Source organism: Kordia sp. (assembly GCF_022447245.1).
Lineage (GTDB): Bacteria > Bacteroidota > Bacteroidia > Flavobacteriales > Flavobacteriaceae > Kordia.
The window spans coordinates 110874-130106 of the sequence record NZ_JAKVBC010000011.1; the positions used below are offsets into that span (position 1 = coordinate 110874).

Below are 19233 nucleotides of genomic sequence, written 5' to 3' on the forward strand. Positions count from 1 at the left end.
TTTTAGGTTCAAAACTATATTCGCAGCATAATTTTTTTCCCAACAAACAATGAAATCTCTATTTACAAAACTAGCCTTTTTTATTTTTACTTTTTCATTGCATGCACAAGTTGGAATAGGAACAACTTCCCCTGATGCAAGTGCTGCTTTAGACATTTCTGCTACGGACGCTGGAATACTCATCCCTAGAATGACACAATCTCAACGAGATGGAATTTCAAGTCCCGCAACTGGTTTATTAATTTATCAATCAGACAACATTACTGGCTTTTATTATTTTAATGGAAGCACATGGGTTTCTCTCAGTGGTGGCGGAACTGACAATGACTGGACAATCGCAGGAAACGATATATACAACGCAAATTCTGGAAATATTGGTATCGGAAATGCTGCGCCTTCTGCGAAATTTCATTTAACAGGAACAACAATCCCTGGCAGTTCTGGCGGATCTATCGATTTACTAAATGAAGACTTCTCATCTTATAGTGTCAACCAAAATTATACTCCTGATGCAGATTGCTCCACAAATGGTTGGGAAGTTACAAGCACCGGAGATTCAAATAGTAATTGTGCAAACTGTACAGGTGACTTTTTATTTATTGATACAGAAAATTTCAATTGCGCTCAAAATGCTACTGCTATTATTACTTTTTCTAGTGCTCCTGCCACAACATCTGTTACTATAAATTTTGACTACAGATTCAATAGCTATACAAGTGACTCATTCAGAGCATATTTGTATAACGACACAACATCTTCACAAGTTGGTGCAGATTTAGTCAATGCAACAACGGATGTAAATACATCATACTCAAATACAGCTACAGTAAATGCCGGAGATACTTACTCTTTACGATTTGAATACATTGGAGATTTTGATTACGGTGCTACTGTAGACAACATAATAGTTAGTGAAACAGCCCCTGCCACCTCAGGCACATATATTTTAAGGCTAGAGGATGGTCAACAGCAAAACGGATACATTCTTACCTCTGACGCTAATGGCAATGCAACTTGGATGGCCCCATCCGGAGGTGGAGCAGATGACCAAACAATTGATTTGTTTAATTTATCTGGAAATGTCCTAAGTCTATCTTTGGAGAACGACGGACAAGCACCGCTTACTGTTGACTTATCAAGCTTGAGTGGCGGCGGGGGAAGTTATTCCTTCGAAAACGGACTTACAGAGAGTAGTGGTACAGTCCGTTTAGGAGGGACTCTAACACAAAATACCACTATTGATTTAAATACCAATGATTTTGCTTTAGATGGTGATTCTAAACGAATGATGACAGCTAGCTCTGATGTTGATTTTGTCTCTTTTGGAAATAGTACAGCAAACCCTGATACAGATTTTGACAATCAAACCTTTACAATCGATGGTGATTCTTATACCTTAGATGTTGTTTTAGGATATCATAGAGGTGCTAGTGGTGGCAGTAGCTTTAAAATGGGATCTGTGGAATATATGGTTGATGGTGGCGCCGAATTATTTTTAGACGGAGCAAGTGCTTTGAGCCCTTTTTATGACGCCTTTTCATTTGCTGATTTAGGAACAACAGATAATATAACCAACTTTAGTGGTACAAGTACCGGAGAATGGGAAGATATTTATGTTCAAAATACCGTGACTGTTTCCGATAGAAAAACAAAAGATAACATCTCAGAGTTAAACTATGGTTTAAAAGAAATTCTAGCATTACAACCGGTTTCTTTTGATTATAAGAAACAAATAGAAAAACAAAACAAATACAACGTTCCTTCACATTTACGAAAAAAGAAATTGGGATTTGTAGCACAAGAAGTCTTAGAAATCCTACCCGAAGTTGTAAAAACTCATGATTGGAAAGTAACAAATGAAGCTTCTAAAACTGTCGCTCTTAAAGAAAATAATATTTACGGAATTATGTATGCTGATATTGTTCCTGTACTTGTAAATGCAATACAAGAGCAGCAAAAAACAATTGAGCAACAACAAGACGATTATGAAACTTTAAAACGCAGAATAGAAAAACTGGAGGAAGATTTTAAAAAGCTTTCTAAGAGGTAATAATTATAACTGATAGCAATGAAAACAAAAGTATTAATATTTCTACTACTGCTGCATTACAGTTTTAGTTTTGGTCAATTACATATTGAAAACAACAATACACTCTATGTACAAAATCAAGTCGTTTTTGTAGAAAATAATGTAGATATTGAAAGTGGAAGTGCTATATCTTTGCGAGATGAAGCCCAACTTATACAGGGAAATTCAGGAACCTCTACAAACTTAGGATCTGGATATTTATCAGTTTTTCAAGAAGGAATAAATTCTCCTTATCATTATAATTATTGGTGCGCTCCTGTAGGAGACTTTAGTACAAATAGTTCAGGAAATCAGAATTTTAGCGTAAACATGATGAGAGATGAATTTGGTACTTCTGCCCTATTTACCAATTCGTATGAAGGAGTAAGTTCTCCGCTTACCATTTCTAGTCAATGGCTATACACTTACGACAATGGAACCGTTTATGCTGATTGGGATGCAATTAACGAAAGTACCAACATAAACCCAGGAGTAGGTTTTACCATGAAAGGCACAAATGCGGTAACTAACCAACGATATGAGTATAGAGGAAAACCTAATAACGGAACAATCAACCTAAGTGTGTTAGCCAATCAAAATAGACTTATTGGAAATCCGTATCCTTCTGCTTTAGATGCTGATCAATTCATTTTGGACAATGCCGCTACGATAACAGGAGAACTATTTTTCTGGGATCAATGGGGAACTGGTTCTCATTACCTAAGTGATTATGAAGGTAATTATGCAACTTATACATCCTCTGGATTAGGCATGGGAACTGGCATTGCTGCAACTACACCTACAACAGATTACGGAGCTGGCGGAATCAACTCAACAAATACAGATATAAAAACTCCAAAACGCTACATCCCTATAGCACAAGGATTCATGGTTGAAGGGAATGCTACAGGAGGAACTGTGGTAATACAAAATTCTCAAAGACCAAAATTACCTGAAACTTTCCAGAGTGATTATAAAGAAAATGCAGGTGATTCAGATTTCTTTAGTCCTTCAAACAATATAAATTATTATTTAGGAAAAGCTTTTCGCTTTCCTACCTTCATATTTAAAATCAGTGTAGAAGATACTTATGATCGTAGATTAATGTTAGTACTGCGTGATGATGCAAATTCTAGTGCTGAATATGGTAAAGACGCAAAAGCCTCTGAAACACTTACTTCTGATGTTACTTGGCTGATAGAGAATGAATCGTTCATTATCCAATCTGATAAATTTAGTATTGATAAGAAATTGCCCTTAGTATTTGATATTGGGATTTTGAACGATTTTTCATTCTCGCTTGAAGCGACAGAATTCACTGACAATCTAGATATTCGAGTATTTTTACATGACAAGGAAACTGGACAATATTATGAATTTACATCTTTTGATGATAAATTTGATTTTACTCTTCCTGCTGGACGCATAAGTGAGCGTTTTGAAATCACTTTTTCTGAGGAAGTTTTATCTGTAGATGATACTAAGATTCAAAGTCTCACTATCTTTCAAAATAACGCCTCACAGATACTTAACATACTAAACCCAAACCGTATGGAATTAAAATCAGTGACTATGCACGATATTTTAGGAAAAAAACTTTGGACAAAGAAAATTTCTGGCAACCAAGAAACGATCAGTATGGACACAAGTACACTGAGTGATGGTATATATATAGTTTCTGTGCTCAGTCAAGAAAATCAAGTACTAACAAAAAAAGTTACGGTTACAAATTAACTCTTTTGAGTATTAGTGTAGTTTACTCTTCTTCTAATTCTTCTTGTTGTGAATATTTTTCTCGGTTAAAATATTCTTGATTTTGATATTCTTTATGTGGATTTGACATTAGACGAGAAGTCACTTTATACAAACCAAACATCATTATGCAAACAGCAATGACCGTAACTACTATTTGTGTTTCACCTTTTATGTCTTCTCGAAAGAGCAATACTCCTCCACCGAGAAATACCATAATGAAATAAATTGCTGTTTTGTATTTAGAAATCACTCTATATTAATTTTTGGGTACAAAAATAGTAACTTTCTTTGGAAGCAAATTCATTTTGTGGTAAAACTAATGTGTATCCTTGAAAACAAGTTAGCTATTGCTGAGTAGCACTAAGAATAAAATTGTTAGAATAGCAGCTGCAATCACACAAAAAATAGCCAAAGTAAGAAACTTGAAGTATAGTTTTAGCTTTGAGAATGCTTTGGTCAAATCGTCCGTATCTTTTTCTAATAATGCCGTTTTCATTCGTCTTGAAAAACTGTATAAATATAATGCAGGAAAGAAACTTACAACAGCAATGAGCATATATATAATGGAATATGCATACGGAGGTAATTCACTCAAATTTGATAAAACCGTTGCGGCATCATTGAAGAATATTAGTGAAAAAATACCGACAAATAACAAGAAGCCTGAGAGTACAAACCCTATCATAGAAAGCACGAAAGCCCATTGAGAAGTTTCGCGAAGGAACTTCTTTGAGCTTTCGTTTAATCGTAATTCGAAGTTATCGAATACACTACTATCTTGTTTGCGTATCGGCACTATTCAAATTGTTTAAGTGTTTTAGTGATGATAGACACGCATTCTAATAACTGTTCTTCATTCATTACTAGTGGCGGTGCAAAACGGATGATATTTCCATGTGTTGGTTTTGCTAATAAACCATTATCACGTAATGCCATACAAATATTCCATGCCGTATCACTCTCTTCTTTATCGTTAATTACTATGGCGTTTAACAATCCTTTTCCACGCACTAGCCTCACAATATTACTTGTTTCAATATAACTATTTATTTCAGCTCTAAAAATATGGCCAAGTCGTTCCGCATTTTCTGCCAAATTTTCTTCTTTAACAACTTCTAATGCTGCTATTGCCACACGACATGCTAAAGGATTTCCTCCAAAAGTGGATCCATGCTCTCCTGGTTTGATAGTCATCATAACTTCATCATCAGCCAATACAGCTGATACTGGAAATACACCACCTGACAATGCTTTACCCAAAATAAGAATATCTGGTCGGAAACCGTGATGCTCACAGCAAGTCATTTTTCCAGTTCGTGCAATTCCTGTTTGTACTTCATCAGCGATAAATAGTACATTTTTAGACTTACATAAATCATAAGCAGCTTTTAAGTAGCCATCATCTGGAACCATTACTCCTGCTTCTCCTTGAATCGGTTCTACCATAAATCCTGCCACATTAGGGTCTTCTAAAGCTTTTTCTAGAGCTTCCAAATTGTTGTAATCTACAATCTCAAAACCTGGCAAATATGGTCCATAATCACTGTATGCACTTGGGTCTGTTGAAGAAGATACTGCAGCTAAAGTTCTTCCCCAGAAATTATTTTTAGCAAAGAGAATTTTCGCTTTGTTCTGTTCTATCCCTTTGACCAAGTACGCCCATTTCCTGCAGAGTTTCAAAGCGGTTTCTCCACCTTCCACACCTGTATTCATTGGTAAAATTTTGTCGAATCCAAATAATTCTGTTGCATACTTTTCATATTGCCCAAGCACATCATTATGAAATGCTCTTGATGTCAATGTGAGAATATCCGCTTGTTCTTTTAATGCTCCAACAATTTTTGGGTGACAATGTCCTTGGTTCACTGCAGAATATGCAGATAAAAAATCGTAGTATTTTTTTCCTTCTACGTCCCAAACATATACGCCTTCTCCTCTACTCAATACTACTGGTAATGGATGGTAGTTGTGCGCTCCATACTTGTCTTCTAATTCAATTGCTTGCTGAGATGTTAATTGTTCTAAAACAGCCATTTTAATAAATTTTTTAAGTGAATAAAATAACCATTCCTACTGTACCTTTATCCTTTCGAAGAATTCGAAAATTCAGCGTGGGAGAGAAATCATCCCTAGAGGCTTGCAAATTACTAAATATTCATCTTGTAATAAAATCTTATTCTGATATTTTAGACGCTAGGGATGAAACTTGTAATTCCAAACGTTTCATTTCTCTTAAAATGGCACGTTTGTCCATTTGCATCCATGCATATAATTTAATCATTGCATTAAACATAAAGCTGATTAAAATTCCTAATCCCCATTTAAGCATTTCGTTGGTTTCTGTAACTTTAAAAAATTGTATTAAACAGTATACCAACATACCAAATGCCACTAAATTTATGATGTTTATAATAAGAACTAACCAACCTAACTTTCCGTTAAAAATGCTACCAATTGATCCCCAAAGTCCTTGTTCGTCTAATTCGTCATAAAACTTTGACTCTTCTTCTGTAAGTGTTTCTTTGATTAATTTATCGATGTCTTCCATTGTGCTCATAATTTCTATTTTTTTAATTGTTTTTTGATGTGTTCTCTTGCATGATACAGACGTGATTTGGCAGTTCCTACTGAGATTCCTAATGTTTTAGCAATATCTTTTAAGCTCAGTTCATGTACATAAAATAATCGTACTACTTGCTGTTGTGAACTCGAGAGCTTTGCTATAGCTTCCTTGAGTTGCTGCTTTAATTGCGATGAATCAGTTAACGGAATGTCACGAATAGATTCAGTGACGTTGTAATCGTTTTGTTGTTGTTTTTGCTTTGCAATTGTACGTGTCCAATCAATGGATTTTCTGTGTACAATGCGCAACGCCCAACTTTTAAAACGTTCAGGATTTTGAAGTGTTTCTACTTTATCTATAATCAACTTCCAACTGTCTTGCGCAATGTCTTTTGCCACATCTGCATCTTTGACAATCCAATACGCATGATTACAAAATGTTTTGTGAAACCGTTTCACCAATACTGCTAAGGCTTTTTGATTACCTTCAACATATTGTGTTACCAATTCGCCATCTGATATGTGATCTTTCTTATACATAAAAAACATTCCGTTTACACTACAGACGGAGAAAAATTGGAAAGGTTCATTTTTTTTGAAAAGATTTTGTTTTTTTTTTAAGATATAAAGAAAGTATCATATCTGTAGCAACAGAAAAAGCTTCTGTTTCCAGAAGCTTTTATCATGATCATGTCATATCTATCTATTATCTATGAGATTGTAATTACATCCACTTAGCTACAAACTTTCCATATTTATCTGACATCTTGATCAACTAACTCAAAAAGTTTTTTACAAACTAATTGATATTTTAAAACTGCGCTACTTCAGTACTATCTTTCATAGCAACTGTACTTGCTGCACCTGCAGTTACTGTATTTTGAACCGCATCAAAATAGGTTGTCCCCACAAAACCTTGATGTTTTACAGCATTGAATCCTTCTTTTTGTAATGCAAATTCGCGTTCTTGCAATTCAGAATAGCCTGCCATTCCTCTTTCTTTGTATGCTTTAGACAATTCAAACATGCTTGTATTTAGCGCGTGGAAACCTGCTAAGGTGATGAACTGGAATTTATAGCCCATTGCTGCCAATTCTTCTCTGAATGTTTCCATTTCTGCGACACTTAGTTTTGCTGCCCAATTGAAAGATGGCGAACAGTTATACGCCAACATTTTCCCTGGATATTGCGCATGAATGGCTTTTGCAAATTCTCTTGCATAATCTAAATCAGGATTTGAAGTTTCCATCCAAACTAAGTCTGCATAAGGTGCATAACTCAATCCACGAGCAATTCCTTGTTTGATTCCATTATTTACATGAAAGAAACCTTCATGTGTACGTTCTCCTGTAATGAATTGTCCATCTCTTTCATCTATATCACTTGTTAACAAGTTGGCAGCATCTGCATCTGTTCGTGCAATGATAAGCGTTGGAACCCCCATGACATCCGTTGCCAAACGCGCTGCTACTAATTTATTGATCGCTTCTTGCGTTGGCACTAACACTTTTCCTCCTAAGTGACCACATTTTTTAGCCGAACTTAATTGATCCTCAAAATGAACTCCAGAAGCTCCAGCTTCTATCATTGCTTTCATTAATTCAAAAGCATTCAAATTCCCACCAAAACCAGCTTCTGCATCTGCAACAATTGGCACTAAGTAATCCAATTTATTTTCTGCTTCATTCACACATTGAATTTGATCGCGACGCAATAAGGCATTGTTGATACGTTTTACTACTTGCGGAACACTGTTCGCAGGATATAAGGATTGATCTGGATACATTTCACCAGCCAAATTTGCATCTGCAGCTACTTGCCATCCACTTAAATAAATAGCTTCCAAACCAGCTTCTACTTCTTGTACCGCTTGATTTCCTGTTAAAGCTCCTAAACCAGCTACAAAATCTTGGCTGTTTAACTTTGCCCATAATTTTTCAGCACCCAAACGTGCAATACTGTGATCTAACTTGTATGAACCTTGCAATTTTACCACTTCTTCAGCTGTATAAGGTCGTTCTACACCTTTCCAACGCGGATTTGTTGTCCAATCTGTAATTAATGCTTGAATTCTGTCTTGAGTTTTCATAAATTTGTAATAGATTATTATAATTGATAATTAGATCCTGTTGATTGTTGCCGCAATCGCAGGATTGTTTTTTTTTAGATATGTAAATAAGCAGGAAGCGTCAAAAATTCTTCAAATTCATTTGCTGTGACTAATTTTTTGAATAGTAAAATTGCCAAGTTGAATTTTGTTTTTGGCAATGAATCTTCTCCTACTTCTGTGATGATTTTTTCAACTTCATCGTCAAAAATATCTTGAAATAACGCATTGTCAAACGTACGTCCGTCTTCCAATGTAACTTCATTTTTTAACCATTGCCAAACTTGTGTACGAGAGATTTCCGCAGTAGCGGCGTCTTCCATTAAATTGTATAGCGCAACCGCTCCATAACCACGTAACCAAGCTTCTATGTATAAGATGCCGACATTTATATTTTTTCGAATTCCGCTTTCAGTAACCGTTCCTGTTGGTAAGGCAACCAAATCTTTTTCTGTGATGTTGATATCATTTCTAGATATGTGTAGTTGGTTTTCCATTGGCATATATTTATTGAATTCGTTCATCGCCACTTCAACCAATGCAGGATGTGCTACCCAAGTTCCGTCATGCCCGTTTTTTACTTCGCGTTCCTTGTCTTTTCGCACTTTTTCCAGCGCAAGATCGTTGGCATGTTTGTTATTTTTGATCGGAATTTGTGCTGCCATTCCACCAATAGCCAGAATTCCTCGCTTGTGACAACGCTGAATTACCAATTTTGAATACGCATCCATAAATGGTGTTGTCATCGTTACTTGATCTCTGTTTGGCACCACAAAATTTGAATGGTTTCTGAATTTTTTGATGAAAGAGAAAATATAATCCCAACGCCCGCAGTTTAAGCCAACAATATGCTCTTTGAGTTCATAAATGATTTCGTCTAATTGAAAACTTGCCGTAATGGTTTCTACCAAAACCGTTGCTTTGAATGTTCCTTGGGCAACTTTAAGATATTCTTGTGCAAACTCGAAGACTTCATTCCACCAACGTGCTTCTAAGTAATGTTCTAATTTTGGTAAGTAAAAATATGGTGCTGTATTATTTTTTAGCATGATTTTGGTATTGTGAAATACGTACAAACCAAAATCGACCAAACTTCCAGAAGCTTCTTTACCTTCTATCAAAATATGTCGTTCATTCAAATGTAAACCTCTTGGGCGTACTAATAAAACTGCTGTTTCATCATTTAACTCATATGATTTATTACGTTTACTATCATGAAGTGCAATTGTTTTTTTGTTGGCATCGAGTAGATTTTGTTGTCCTTCAATCGTATTTTTCCAACTTGGCGCATTGCTATCTTCCAAGTCAGCCATAAATGTTTTAGCGCCAGAATTCAAAGCATTGATAATCATTTTTCGATCAACTGGACCTGTGATTTCCACGCGCCTATCTTGTAAATCATGTGGAATTGCACTTGCTTTCCACTCACCTTCTCTAATTGCTTTCGTTTCTCTTGGAAATTCGGGAAACTTTCCTGTATCAAACACGTCTTGTTGTTTTTTCCGCCTTTCTAACAATGCAATACGTTTGGCGTTGAACTTCTCATGCAAGGCTGTAATAAATGCAAAAGCTTCATCATTTAAAATTTCTGGATAGTAATTCTTCACTTCTTTAGCGAACTGAATTTTAGACTGTTGTAATAAAGTTTCTTCCATGACTCATAATTTTATGCAGCAATATTAAAACATTTTTTTCAATTTAGCGAACGTTCGCTAAATTATTTTTATTCGCTAAAAAATAAAAGTTCGCAAATTGTACTATATTTGCTTTTATGGAAGAAGAATACATCAAACTTATTTTTGGCTTAAAATTGAAGCAGATTCGTACTGAAAAGAATTTGTCTTTGTTTGGCTTATCTAAACTTTCGGGATTGTCAAAATCGTATTTAAACGAGATTGAAAAAGGTAAAAAATTTCCAAAAACGGATAAGATTGTTGTACTCGCAGAGAAATTAGAAGTTCCGTATGATCATTTGGTTTCGTTGAAGTTGGATAAGAATTTAGCTCCTATTGGTGAAATTTTACAATCTAAAATCTTAAAAGAAATTCCGCTCGAATTATTTGGCATTCAAGAAAGTACATTGATTGATATTATAGCAAATGCGCCTGTAAAAGTCAACGCATTTATTAGCACCATTATTGAGATTGCACAGCATTACAATTTTAGTCGTGAAAACTTTTATTTGGCTTCTGTCCGATCATTTCAAGAAGCAAACAACAATTATTTTGGCAATTTGGAAGACAATGTTTTACAATTTTCTAAAACCTATCAAGTTGATTTGACACAAAAGATTTCTTCACAAGAACTGGAAGATATTTTGGTGGAAGAGTTTGATTATACAATTAATAACGAAGAGTTGACTAAACATCAAGAATTAGGAAATTTACGCTCTATTTTCGTTCCAAAAACAAAAAACCTATTACTTGCTAATCATATTGATGATGCGCAACGCACGTTTATTTACGCAAAAGAATTAGCGTATAATTTTCTGGGCATTCAAGATAGATTGTATACTTTTTCTTGGATTAAGTTTGAAAATTTTGATCAGGTATTGCATAATTTTTACGCTTCTTACTTTGCCGGTGCCTTAATGATTCCAAGAGTTTCTTTGACACAACAGTTGACGACTTTGTTTGAACAAGAATCGTTTCAAAAAGAAGCATATTTACAATTGATTGATAATTATAATGCTTCCCCAGAATCCTTCTATCAACGTTTGACCAATATTTTACCAAAAGATTTTAATCTGCAGAATTTATTCTTTTTACGTTTTACACACAAAGCAAATTCCGATCGATTCGATTTAAAGAAAGAATTGCATTTATCACATCAACATTCGCCACACGCCAATGAAAACAACCAACATTATTGTCGTCGTTGGGTTTCTTTGAATGTTTTGGAAACCATTTCAGATACTGATAAAGACCATGTGTTTGACTTGCAAATTTCGCATTACAAAGAAGATAATATGCGTTATTTGGTACTTTCATCAGCGACCAAAGATCCGTTTAAAAAAGGATATTACCGTAGTATTAGTGTTGGCTTATTGATTAATAAACAGTTGAAACGTAAAGTTTCTTTTTTAGATGATCCTGCAATTAAAACCCAAGAAGTTGGTGTTACTTGTGAGCGTTGTGCTATTACAGATTGTAAGGTTCGAAAAGCTGCTCCAGTTATTTTAGAGAAACAACAACGTTATATGAAAACGGCTGTTGTTGTGGATGATTTAATGGAGAAATTTGGGTAGTTTTAATAGGTATTCATTTTTTGTTTGTATACCATAAATTCTATCCAAATCAAACCTACAAAAATTCCAATAAAACCTAATAGTGTTATAAAATCATTGGCGAATGTGCCAGTAGTTAAGAGTTCATAAGTGTTTGATAACAAAGCCAAACAAAGTATAATTAATAGTAAAAATGTAAAAAGTCCTAGTTTTACGTTGAACTTTTTATTCTTTTCTATTTCAGGGAATTCTATAATCAATTTTGGTAATAATCGTAATATTGAAATCCTACGGATTCGTGTAATTGACAACGCATCTTTCTCGTATTTCCCATAAAAATCTTTATCGTTTGTTGTCATATTTACGGTACTCATAATACTTAAAGTCTTTCCCGTTTTTAAGGTTTTATTTTCCAATATCGTTTTAAACTCAGCTTGCTTTTTAGTGGAATCAATGTTGCTTTTAAAAATGGTCATTATTGATCTAGTTTATGAAATCGATTTTAAAAATAGTCAAATAGCATGGTACTAATCCCTTTTTACAACAAAAAAAACCACTTTGTTCTCACAAAATGGCTTTACTTCGTTTTCCTTACGATGCTATTATACTACTTTTTGTGTTTTATACAATTTGTAAAATAATGTTGGTAGAAATCCAAAGTTAAACAGTACAAAACCTAGCATCATTAATATAGCTGCAAAAGGCCAGTGAAAAAATTCAAACATGATTCCTGTACTTAGCGTAAAAAAGGCTAAAAAGCCTAATACATAAACTGCATTTTTCATTTTTTGTGGGTGTTAATTGTTCGTATTAAGATTGATAATTGAATATTGATTGTTTGTATTTTTGGTAAAAGAATAGTGGTGCATATACAAGTAATAATAAAGAAACACCAAGCAATAATGCGATATTGGCATACGGCCATTGAAACATTTTAAAAAGTAGTCCAAGCGAAAATATAATTGTCATAAGTGCACCTATTATGTATTGAATTCTTTTAGTTTTCAATAGCATTTTTCCATGAAGTAATTGCTTTGTTTCTTTTTCCAATTGTTTGATGTTGTAGTATCCACCTAATTTCTGAATAGCTTCTTCATATGCAAGGGTAAAATCAGTATGGTTTGATTCTTCAATTGTCGTACAGATATGATCTATGATGTCATCTTTAATGTTCTTTGTTTGCAATCCGTGAAATTCTAAACTGTTTGAAATAAATTCAATTTGATTCTGTGTTATATTCATGTTACCAACGATTTAGGATTAAAAATAAGTGATAAGGTTTCAATAAAATCATTGATTTCGGCTGTCTTTTCCGTGATGACTTTCTTTCCAGAATTTGTAACTTTATAATACTTACGCACACGTTTTCCGATATATACTTTTTCCGTTTCCAGAACACCTTGATGTTCCAATTTGTGAAGTATAGGATATAAAGCGCCTTCACTGATATCAATTTTTCCTTTGGTCAATTCTCGTACTTTCTGAGAAATCTCGTATCCATACATTTTGTCTCCTGAACTTAATAGTTTTAAAATGATGGGAAGTAATATTCCTTTTGTTAGTTCTTTACTATACATAGGGCAAATATACATTTTATATAAATGTATTCAAATAAAATGTTTGAAATTATTATTACTTACTGATTTTCAAAGCCAGAACAACTCCAAATAAAATTACGTGTTCTTATACGATAGGTTTTTTTCTCCTTTATTAGAAGGTTATAACTCTATTAATTTGTAATTTAAGTAGTTTTTATTTATATCGGTGACATCCGAAAAACCTATAACAAACGAGTAGGAAACCTATCAAAAACCAAAAATTATGAGTAATCAATATAATTCAGTAGTTGTAAACCCTATTAGAAACGGGAACAACCTAAACGTTATGGTCGGAGCGCAATCTGGCACAAATCCTGCAATTTTAACATGGATTATTGTACGCCAACAAGGCATTACCCGATTTTTTTATCCATACGATTTCAATATTCGCGGACAATATGTATATCCTAGACTTTCGCAATCAAAACTTTTCATTCCAATTTCTCCCCGGGATGTAAAAGTTGAAGTGTATTAGAGTGACTCTAATTGTGTTGCCTCGGCTGGAATTTCCTAATAATGTATTCTAAAACAATAAGAAATTAAATAATATTTAAAAATACAATCACTATGAGCACACAAAGTAAAATACGTCAGATTTCCTTAAGTCATGACGCATTACATATAAAATCTAAATCTGTGGATAAAGCTACAGAAGCTTTTATGGGCAATATACATGAGATTACATTAAAATTGGCTTCTGAAGGTGTACACACTAGTGGTGTACGTATTGTAGAAGCTAGTTATGAAGGAGGTATGTTCCATTTTAAGTTTGAAGACCCTGACAATTTTATTGATCATGTTTCATTACACATGAATCAAGCAAATCCGAAAGCAAAAATTGAAGTACATCATACTTCAGCTCGAAGTTAAATATCAATTGCTAGTTTTTAGTTGTTACATCTCTATTATGCTCGATGTAGCAGTTACTTACAATTGAGTACTATTTTAAAACTAGTTTAGATTTTCTGTAAAAATCTCAGATTCAATTCCTTTAAATGAAATTCTACTAGTATACGTCTTTAAAATGTCATTTAAATTTACTTTGTTGAAGTCATCATTACCTAATGCAATAGATAATTTGCCATTATACATTCTATAAGTCAAATAATGAAATTCATAATTCTTTGGATCATTTCTATATATAAGATTTATCGCTCCTCCTGATTATTTATCGCTCAATGAAGGCACAGAATATGCTATATTATTCAATTTCATATTATTCTTCATTGTTTTCTTCAATTTGTTATGAAGACAGGCAAGCATTTCTTTTCCTGTGCTTTAGACATACTACTTATACCTTTACCATATGATTGTGCCACACCACTGAATCTAAACATCTCTTTGGTGTAGTTATTATAAAATAACTCACAACCATTATCTAAAATACTATTGAAAAAATTTTAACTTTGAGTAGCTATAAATTTATTTAATTCATTATCCTTTTTCCCACAAGAACTAATTGTAGTCATTAGCACACATAAAATGAGTAGTTTCTTCATAATTTTATAGTTTATTTGGTTCGTGAGATAAAACCTACATCACAAATAACAAAAAACTAAATATTTAGATTTCATTTTAAAGTTTTCCTCATTCACAAAAACTATACAACTCAACTTCTAATTAGATTTCTTTATTTGCTGTATTTCGATTTCTCCTTGCATTGAGTAAAGACAAGATAATCCATAAATAATTGGCGACAACAAAAATATAAGTAACATGAAAACTACAATCACAGGACTAATTGCATATGCTTCTGAGTTGGGAAGAACAACGCTAAAACTAAAGCTTCCTAGCTGATGAATATAAAATATATGTAATGTACTAAAGATCGTTATCAATAAATAAGGAAGTACATAAACGAATAGGAATAAATTTCTAGCTATTTTCCAATTTTTAAATGATTCAGTTAATTCTTTTTCTTTTGATAAGATAATCATTGCTACACAAAACACTACCATTGAAAAGTCAATTATGATGCTAAAGAACTGACGTGTGTAATAAGTAAAACTAGAATCTATGTAAATAAAAAAGTCATCTACAGACAATAATATAAATAACAAAGTTGCTATTTTCACAAATAACATACTGCTTGAAAATAAGGGATTGGAAACTGGAATTTTTGCTATATTAAAAACTCCAACACAAATCATAATCGCACCAACAATATCTGGTAAAAAATCAATTTGCATACCTATTTGATTATTTACAGCATAAAAATCTATATCTACAACAGCTAAAATAATTCCCCAAAAAATTAAATTTAAGTTACGTGGTGTTTTTTCCATTTTGGTGTTTATAATGTTACTTGCGAAATATACTAAAAATTTATTGTTAAATCCTTTCATACATTTATTCAAACTAAACTTTTCACACTTTTCTAAATATTGCCCATAGATTTTAGCTGTATATTTATAGCTATTATTATTTTTGCCGCATGGGAAGAAAGAATCGTAAGAAATTGTTTGAGCAGGTTGCTGTGGTTGATACAGCTACGAAAGGTAAAACGGTTGCCAAAACAGAAGATGGCACTGTGATTTTTTTACCAAATGCAGTACCTGGTGATGTCGTAGATATTCAAACGTATAAGAAGCGAAAAGCATATTATGAAGGGAAAGCAGTGAAGTTTCACTCGTATTCCGATAAGCGTACCGAACCTGTGTGTGAACATTTTGGGACCTGTGGTGGTTGTAAATGGCAACACATGGCATACGAACACCAATTATTTTATAAGCAGAAAGAAGTTCTTAATAATTTGACACGCATTGGAAAAGTTGAATTACCAGAATTGACACCTATTTTAGGAAGTGCTCAACAATATTTTTACCGTAATAAAATGGAGTTTTCTTTTTCCGACAGTCGTTGGTTGACACAGGAAGAAGTAGATTCACAAGAAGATTTAGGTGATAGAAATGCTTTGGGCTTTCATATTCCAGGCATGTGGGATAAGATTTTAGATGTAAAGAAATGTCACTTACAAGCCGATCCTTCAAATGCAATTCGTAATGCGATTAAGGAGTTTGCCTCTGAAAATAATATTGCGTTTTTTAACACACGTCATCAAACAGGATTATTGCGAACATTGATGATTCGTACCTCATCGATTGGCGAAGTTATGGTCTTGATTCAATTCTATAAAGAAGATACAGAAAAGCGCGAATTACTTTTAAATTATGTACAAGAGACGTTTCCTGAAATTACAGCGTTATTGTATGTAATTAATGAAAAAGGAAATGATACAATTTACGATCAGGATGTGATTTGTTTTCACGGACGCGATCATATTTTTGAAGAGATGGAAGGTTTGAAGTTTAAAATTAATGCTAAATCTTTCTACCAAACAAATTCAGATCAAGCATACGAACTGTATAAAATTACACGCGATTTTGCAGGCTTAGCTGGTGATGAATTGGTATACGATTTATATACAGGAACAGGAACCATTGCTCAATTTGTATCAAAAAAAGCTAAAAAAGTAATTGGTGTTGAATCTGTCCCAGAGGCGATTGATGCTGCCAAAGAGAACGCCGAATTCAATAATATTACAAATACGGAGTTCTTTGTTGGTGATATGAAAAAAGTGTTTAATGCAGAATTCATCAATACACACGGAATTCCTGATGTGATTATTACAGATCCGCCACGTGATGGAATGCATGCTGATGTGGTGCAACAAATTTTAAATATTGCACCTAAAAAAGTAGTCTATGTAAGTTGTAATAGTGCTACACAAGCGCGCGATTTGGCTTTGATGGACGCCATGTATAAAGTAATAAAAGTACAGGCAATAGATATGTTTCCTCAAACGCATCATATTGAAAATGTTGTGTTGCTTAAAAAAAGGGATCTTACAGTATAATTAAAAAATTAATTGCGGAAATATTGCAGAAATCACTAATTAACTATTCCTAAAATTAGGGTTTGATACTGTTAGTGATTCGCCTGTTAAAACACATTCTGTGTATCGGTGAATACAATCATCTTGTTCTCCAGATACAATCCTCGCTTCAATTTCATATATATTGTTATCGTATCCATTTTTTAAATGTTCTGCTGTATAATTTATTAGAAAAGATAAAACACCTTCTTCCTGGTATTGTTGCCAATGAACGCGCTCGTGATTTTCTAGCATTTTATTACCTTTTTCATCTTCTTTGATAAATATCCCTACCATTGGAATTGAAATGCCGTTAAAACCGCCTATTATGTTTTTCACATAGTATATTTCTGGTTCGCTTTGACGTTGAATGTAATCGACTAACCCAAATACTCCTAGTGCAATTAATGCTCCTGTTTTCATATCGTAATAGTTTCTGGTTGAGTTAACTCTTTATATTTTTGAGGATTTCTTTTTTTAAATTCTTCTTCCCAAATAATGTAATGTCCGTTTCCGTATCTACCCCTATTTTCAATTAAGAAGTCCTTAACTTCAAAAATAGCATCTGGTAAATGTTCCCATCCTTTTTCACCCTTAAACTTCTCACCTTTTGTTACTTCTAAAATATAGATGAAAGAAATATTCGGATATTTTAACACAAAATCTTTTTTAAAATCAATAACGCGTAACTTTTCATTTTCAATAAAATAATTAATCATATCAATTACTATGAATTTGTATTTTCCAGTTTTACATGCGTCATCAAGTTCCTTTAAGGTTCTAATGTTTGATGGAGAAGCGTTTGGATTTAAATGCAAATTGTTTTCTCTCCAAATATCTTGTGTGCTTTTACAAAAACCCTGGTCCGCAAAAACATAAAGTAAATCACCATGTTTTCTAGCTAAGTAATCAGCAAATGCACATACACCTGAAGTCTTTCCGTTTTTTGGATTTCCGTAAACAGCTATTTTTAAGGTTTTGGCAGGTTCTTGTAAAAGATCTTCCCATCCCTCATCCATTTTGATGGTTTCAAAGTGCATTTTCATAAGATCATTGCTAGTAATTATTCCAGATAATTGTTTTGCTTTTTTATTTGGTAAAGGTTCTACATTTACATTAGATATTATATTTTTCGGTGTTTCCAAATCTAATGGAACAATCATTTCTACTGGAGGAGCAGGAATAGTTATTACATCTTTTTTTTTTGGGGGACCAGATAAGGCAAACGGTTTGACTTCTATTTTTTCTTTTGGATTTTTCAAGTATTTATTCAAATACTTTTTTGCTTCTATTAATTCATCATACAATCTATTGGTTGCTTTTACTTTACCTTTTTCAATAGATTTTTCAATCCTGTTGATTAAATTTTGCACCTTGCTTTCTTCTGGTGTTGTTCCCTGAAGACGAATAAATGAATTAAGAAGTGTTATTGCATAATTAATTGTTGATTCTTCGACATATTCTTTTAGTTGCTGAACTAATGCTTTACTTTTTAAATTCACATTTGCGTCAGCTTCATCTACTTCTACCTGGTTGTATATTAGAGTCACTTTATCAAATACTTTTTTATACAATTCTGAAACTGCAGACTTTCTTGTTTTTCTTGACACAGCAGCTTTTTGAAAAGCTTGAAATAACAATTGAATTTTTCTAAATGTTGTGTATTCGTCTTTTTTAACCATACTATAAAAACGACGAATTAGCATAAATTCATTAGAATAATGAGATACAATATTTGGATCTATTTTTTCAATTTTCTTAGCTTTGGTTTTCCTTGTGTTTGATACTTTTTTAGGTGCAGCTTTTTTAGGAACATACTTTTTTTGGGTTACTTTTTCTTCTTTACAAGGATTTGATGCACTTTTTAAAGATTTATTAATCAATTCTATCGTATCATCTATTTGTTGCTTTATGATGTCATTAGAATAAAATTCTATCACTTGTAATCCATCATTTGCTAAATCTTGTAATTCTGGATTATTAATTTTTTTCCAATCAACCAAAGGAACTTGTTCTTTATAATTTGATACTGTAATTTTCATA

At 33.2% G+C, this 19233-nt stretch carries 20 protein-coding genes; 6 read left to right on the forward strand and 14 right to left on the reverse strand.

Annotation, left to right across the window (positions count from 1 at the left end; translation table 11 throughout):
• Window positions 1-49: 49 nt before the first annotated feature.
• Entirely contained in the window at window positions 50-2050 is a 2001-nt protein-coding gene (locus tag MK119_RS09655) for a tail fiber domain-containing protein (RefSeq protein WP_290677613.1), read from the forward strand.
• 18 nt (window positions 2051-2068) lie between these two features.
• Window positions 2069-3802 carry a T9SS type A sorting domain-containing protein gene (locus MK119_RS09660; protein WP_290677616.1) on the forward strand — a complete coding sequence of 578 codons (1734 nt, stop codon included), beginning with the start codon at window positions 2069-2071 and terminating at the stop codon, window positions 3800-3802.
• Window positions 3803-3824: 22 nt separating this feature from the next.
• Here MK119_RS09660 and MK119_RS09665 read toward each other — a convergent pair whose 3' ends face one another.
• From MK119_RS09665 to aceB, 7 genes are all read right to left on the reverse strand, one after another.
• Window positions 3825-4037: a hypothetical protein gene (locus tag MK119_RS09665; RefSeq protein WP_290677619.1), complete on the reverse strand. Its 213-nt coding sequence runs from the start codon at window positions 4035-4037 to the stop codon at window positions 3825-3827.
• 126 nt (window positions 4038-4163) lie between these two features.
• Entirely contained in the window at window positions 4164-4619 is a 456-nt protein-coding gene (locus tag MK119_RS09670) for a DUF5362 family protein (protein WP_290677622.1), read from the reverse strand.
• The gene (gene rocD, locus MK119_RS09675) at window positions 4619-5857 is read right to left on the reverse strand and encodes an ornithine--oxo-acid transaminase (protein ID WP_290677625.1); all 1239 of its coding nucleotides are present in this window, start codon (window positions 5855-5857) and stop codon (window positions 4619-4621) included. Before rocD ends, MK119_RS09670 begins: the two co-directional genes overlap by 1 nt.
• Before the next feature lie 139 nt (window positions 5858-5996).
• The gene (locus tag MK119_RS09680) at window positions 5997-6380 is read right to left on the reverse strand and encodes a DUF6768 family protein (protein ID WP_366512787.1); all 384 of its coding nucleotides are present in this window, start codon (window positions 6378-6380) and stop codon (window positions 5997-5999) included.
• Between the two features lie 5 nt (window positions 6381-6385).
• Window positions 6386-6925 carry an RNA polymerase sigma factor gene (locus tag MK119_RS09685; protein WP_290677628.1) on the reverse strand — a complete coding sequence of 180 codons (540 nt, stop codon included), beginning with the start codon at window positions 6923-6925 and terminating at the stop codon, window positions 6386-6388.
• A gap of 271 nt (window positions 6926-7196) precedes the next feature.
• Window positions 7197-8474: an isocitrate lyase gene (gene aceA, locus MK119_RS09690; RefSeq protein WP_290677631.1), complete on the reverse strand. Its 1278-nt coding sequence runs from the start codon at window positions 8472-8474 to the stop codon at window positions 7197-7199.
• A 74-nt stretch (window positions 8475-8548) separates the two neighbouring features.
• On the reverse strand, window positions 8549-10147 hold the full coding sequence (gene aceB, locus MK119_RS09695; protein WP_290677634.1) for a malate synthase A: 1599 nt from the start codon (window positions 10145-10147) through the stop codon (window positions 8549-8551).
• A gap of 116 nt (window positions 10148-10263) precedes the next feature.
• Between aceB and MK119_RS09700 the strand changes: the two genes are divergently transcribed.
• Window positions 10264-11739: an XRE family transcriptional regulator gene (locus MK119_RS09700; protein WP_290677637.1), complete on the forward strand. Its 1476-nt coding sequence runs from the start codon at window positions 10264-10266 to the stop codon at window positions 11737-11739.
• A 2-nt stretch (window positions 11740-11741) separates the two neighbouring features.
• Here MK119_RS09700 and MK119_RS09705 read toward each other — a convergent pair whose 3' ends face one another.
• The 4 genes from MK119_RS09705 to MK119_RS09720 form a co-directional block, all read right to left on the reverse strand.
• Window positions 11742-12194, reverse strand: coding sequence for a hypothetical protein (locus tag MK119_RS09705; protein ID WP_290677641.1), 453 nt, complete (start codon window positions 12192-12194; stop codon window positions 11742-11744).
• Window positions 12195-12320: 126 nt separating this feature from the next.
• On the reverse strand, window positions 12321-12503 hold the full coding sequence (locus tag MK119_RS09710; RefSeq protein WP_290677644.1) for a hypothetical protein: 183 nt from the start codon (window positions 12501-12503) through the stop codon (window positions 12321-12323).
• A gap of 25 nt (window positions 12504-12528) precedes the next feature.
• On the reverse strand, window positions 12529-12960 hold the full coding sequence (locus MK119_RS09715; RefSeq protein WP_290677647.1) for a hypothetical protein: 432 nt from the start codon (window positions 12958-12960) through the stop codon (window positions 12529-12531).
• Window positions 12957-13295 carry a PadR family transcriptional regulator gene (locus MK119_RS09720; protein ID WP_290677650.1) on the reverse strand — a complete coding sequence of 113 codons (339 nt, stop codon included), beginning with the start codon at window positions 13293-13295 and terminating at the stop codon, window positions 12957-12959. Before MK119_RS09720 ends, MK119_RS09715 begins: the two co-directional genes overlap by 4 nt.
• A 244-nt stretch (window positions 13296-13539) precedes the next feature.
• Between MK119_RS09720 and MK119_RS09725 the strand changes: the two genes are divergently transcribed.
• Both MK119_RS09725 and MK119_RS09730 read left to right on the forward strand, forming a co-directional pair.
• A complete protein-coding gene (locus MK119_RS09725) occupies window positions 13540-13791 on the forward strand; it encodes a hypothetical protein (RefSeq protein WP_290677653.1) in 252 nt (83 codons plus the stop codon).
• A 92-nt stretch (window positions 13792-13883) separates the two neighbouring features.
• Window positions 13884-14186, forward strand: a complete 303-nt coding sequence (locus MK119_RS09730) for a hypothetical protein (protein WP_290677656.1) — start codon at window positions 13884-13886, stop codon at window positions 14184-14186.
• 746 nt (window positions 14187-14932) lie between these two features.
• Here the strand turns inward: MK119_RS09730 and MK119_RS09735 are convergent.
• The gene (locus tag MK119_RS09735; RefSeq protein ID WP_290677659.1) at window positions 14933-15601 is read right to left on the reverse strand and encodes a hypothetical protein; all 669 of its coding nucleotides are present in this window, start codon (window positions 15599-15601) and stop codon (window positions 14933-14935) included.
• Between the two features lie 149 nt (window positions 15602-15750).
• Here MK119_RS09735 and rlmD point away from each other — a divergent pair, with 149 nt between their 5' ends.
• Window positions 15751-17172 (forward strand): 23S rRNA (uracil(1939)-C(5))-methyltransferase RlmD, encoded by a 1422-nt coding sequence (rlmD, locus tag MK119_RS09740; protein ID WP_290677662.1) that lies wholly within the window; start codon window positions 15751-15753, stop codon window positions 17170-17172.
• Window positions 17173-17211: 39 nt separating this feature from the next.
• Here rlmD and MK119_RS09745 read toward each other — a convergent pair whose 3' ends face one another.
• Both MK119_RS09745 and MK119_RS09750 read right to left on the reverse strand, forming a co-directional pair.
• Entirely contained in the window at window positions 17212-17613 is a 402-nt protein-coding gene (locus tag MK119_RS09745; RefSeq protein ID WP_290677665.1) for a hypothetical protein, read from the reverse strand.
• Window positions 17610-19232, reverse strand: a complete 1623-nt coding sequence (locus MK119_RS09750; protein ID WP_290677668.1) for a hypothetical protein — start codon at window positions 19230-19232, stop codon at window positions 17610-17612. The genes MK119_RS09745 and MK119_RS09750 overlap by 4 nt, the downstream gene beginning before the upstream one ends.
• Window position 19233: the final 1 nt, after the last annotated feature.

Excerpts from the sequence above, each read along its gene's own strand:
- MK119_RS09655 (WP_290677613.1), top strand. The coding sequence starts at position 50 with ATGAAATCTCTATTTACAAAACTAGCCTTTTTTATTTTTACTTTTTCA.
- MK119_RS09660 (WP_290677616.1), top strand. The coding sequence starts at position 2,069 with ATGAAAACAAAAGTATTAATATTTCTACTACTGCTGCATTACAGTTTT.
- MK119_RS09665 (WP_290677619.1), bottom strand. The coding sequence starts at position 4,037 with ATGGTATTTCTCGGTGGAGGAGTATTGCTCTTTCGAGAAGACATAAAA.
- rocD (WP_290677625.1), bottom strand. The coding sequence starts at position 5,857 with ATGGCTGTTTTAGAACAATTAACATCTCAGCAAGCAATTGAATTAGAA.
- MK119_RS09680 (WP_366512787.1), bottom strand. The coding sequence starts at position 6,380 with ATGAGCACAATGGAAGACATCGATAAATTAATCAAAGAAACACTTACA.
- MK119_RS09685 (WP_290677628.1), bottom strand. The coding sequence starts at position 6,925 with ATGTATAAGAAAGATCACATATCAGATGGCGAATTGGTAACACAATAT.
- aceA (WP_290677631.1), bottom strand. The coding sequence starts at position 8,474 with ATGAAAACTCAAGACAGAATTCAAGCATTAATTACAGATTGGACAACA.
- aceB (WP_290677634.1), bottom strand. The coding sequence starts at position 10,147 with ATGGAAGAAACTTTATTACAACAGTCTAAAATTCAGTTCGCTAAAGAA.
- MK119_RS09700 (WP_290677637.1), top strand. The coding sequence starts at position 10,264 with ATGGAAGAAGAATACATCAAACTTATTTTTGGCTTAAAATTGAAGCAG.
- MK119_RS09705 (WP_290677641.1), bottom strand. The coding sequence starts at position 12,194 with ATGACCATTTTTAAAAGCAACATTGATTCCACTAAAAAGCAAGCTGAG.
- MK119_RS09710 (WP_290677644.1), bottom strand. The coding sequence starts at position 12,503 with ATGAAAAATGCAGTTTATGTATTAGGCTTTTTAGCCTTTTTTACGCTA.
- MK119_RS09715 (WP_290677647.1), bottom strand. The coding sequence starts at position 12,960 with ATGAATATAACACAGAATCAAATTGAATTTATTTCAAACAGTTTAGAA.
- MK119_RS09720 (WP_290677650.1), bottom strand. The coding sequence starts at position 13,295 with ATGTATAGTAAAGAACTAACAAAAGGAATATTACTTCCCATCATTTTA.
- MK119_RS09725 (WP_290677653.1), top strand. The coding sequence starts at position 13,540 with ATGAGTAATCAATATAATTCAGTAGTTGTAAACCCTATTAGAAACGGG.
- MK119_RS09730 (WP_290677656.1), top strand. The coding sequence starts at position 13,884 with ATGAGCACACAAAGTAAAATACGTCAGATTTCCTTAAGTCATGACGCA.
- MK119_RS09735 (WP_290677659.1), bottom strand. The coding sequence starts at position 15,601 with ATGGAAAAAACACCACGTAACTTAAATTTAATTTTTTGGGGAATTATT.
- rlmD (WP_290677662.1), top strand. The coding sequence starts at position 15,751 with ATGGGAAGAAAGAATCGTAAGAAATTGTTTGAGCAGGTTGCTGTGGTT.
- MK119_RS09745 (WP_290677665.1), bottom strand. The coding sequence starts at position 17,613 with ATGAAAACAGGAGCATTAATTGCACTAGGAGTATTTGGGTTAGTCGAT.
- MK119_RS09750 (WP_290677668.1), bottom strand. The coding sequence starts at position 19,232 with ATGAAAATTACAGTATCAAATTATAAAGAACAAGTTCCTTTGGTTGAT.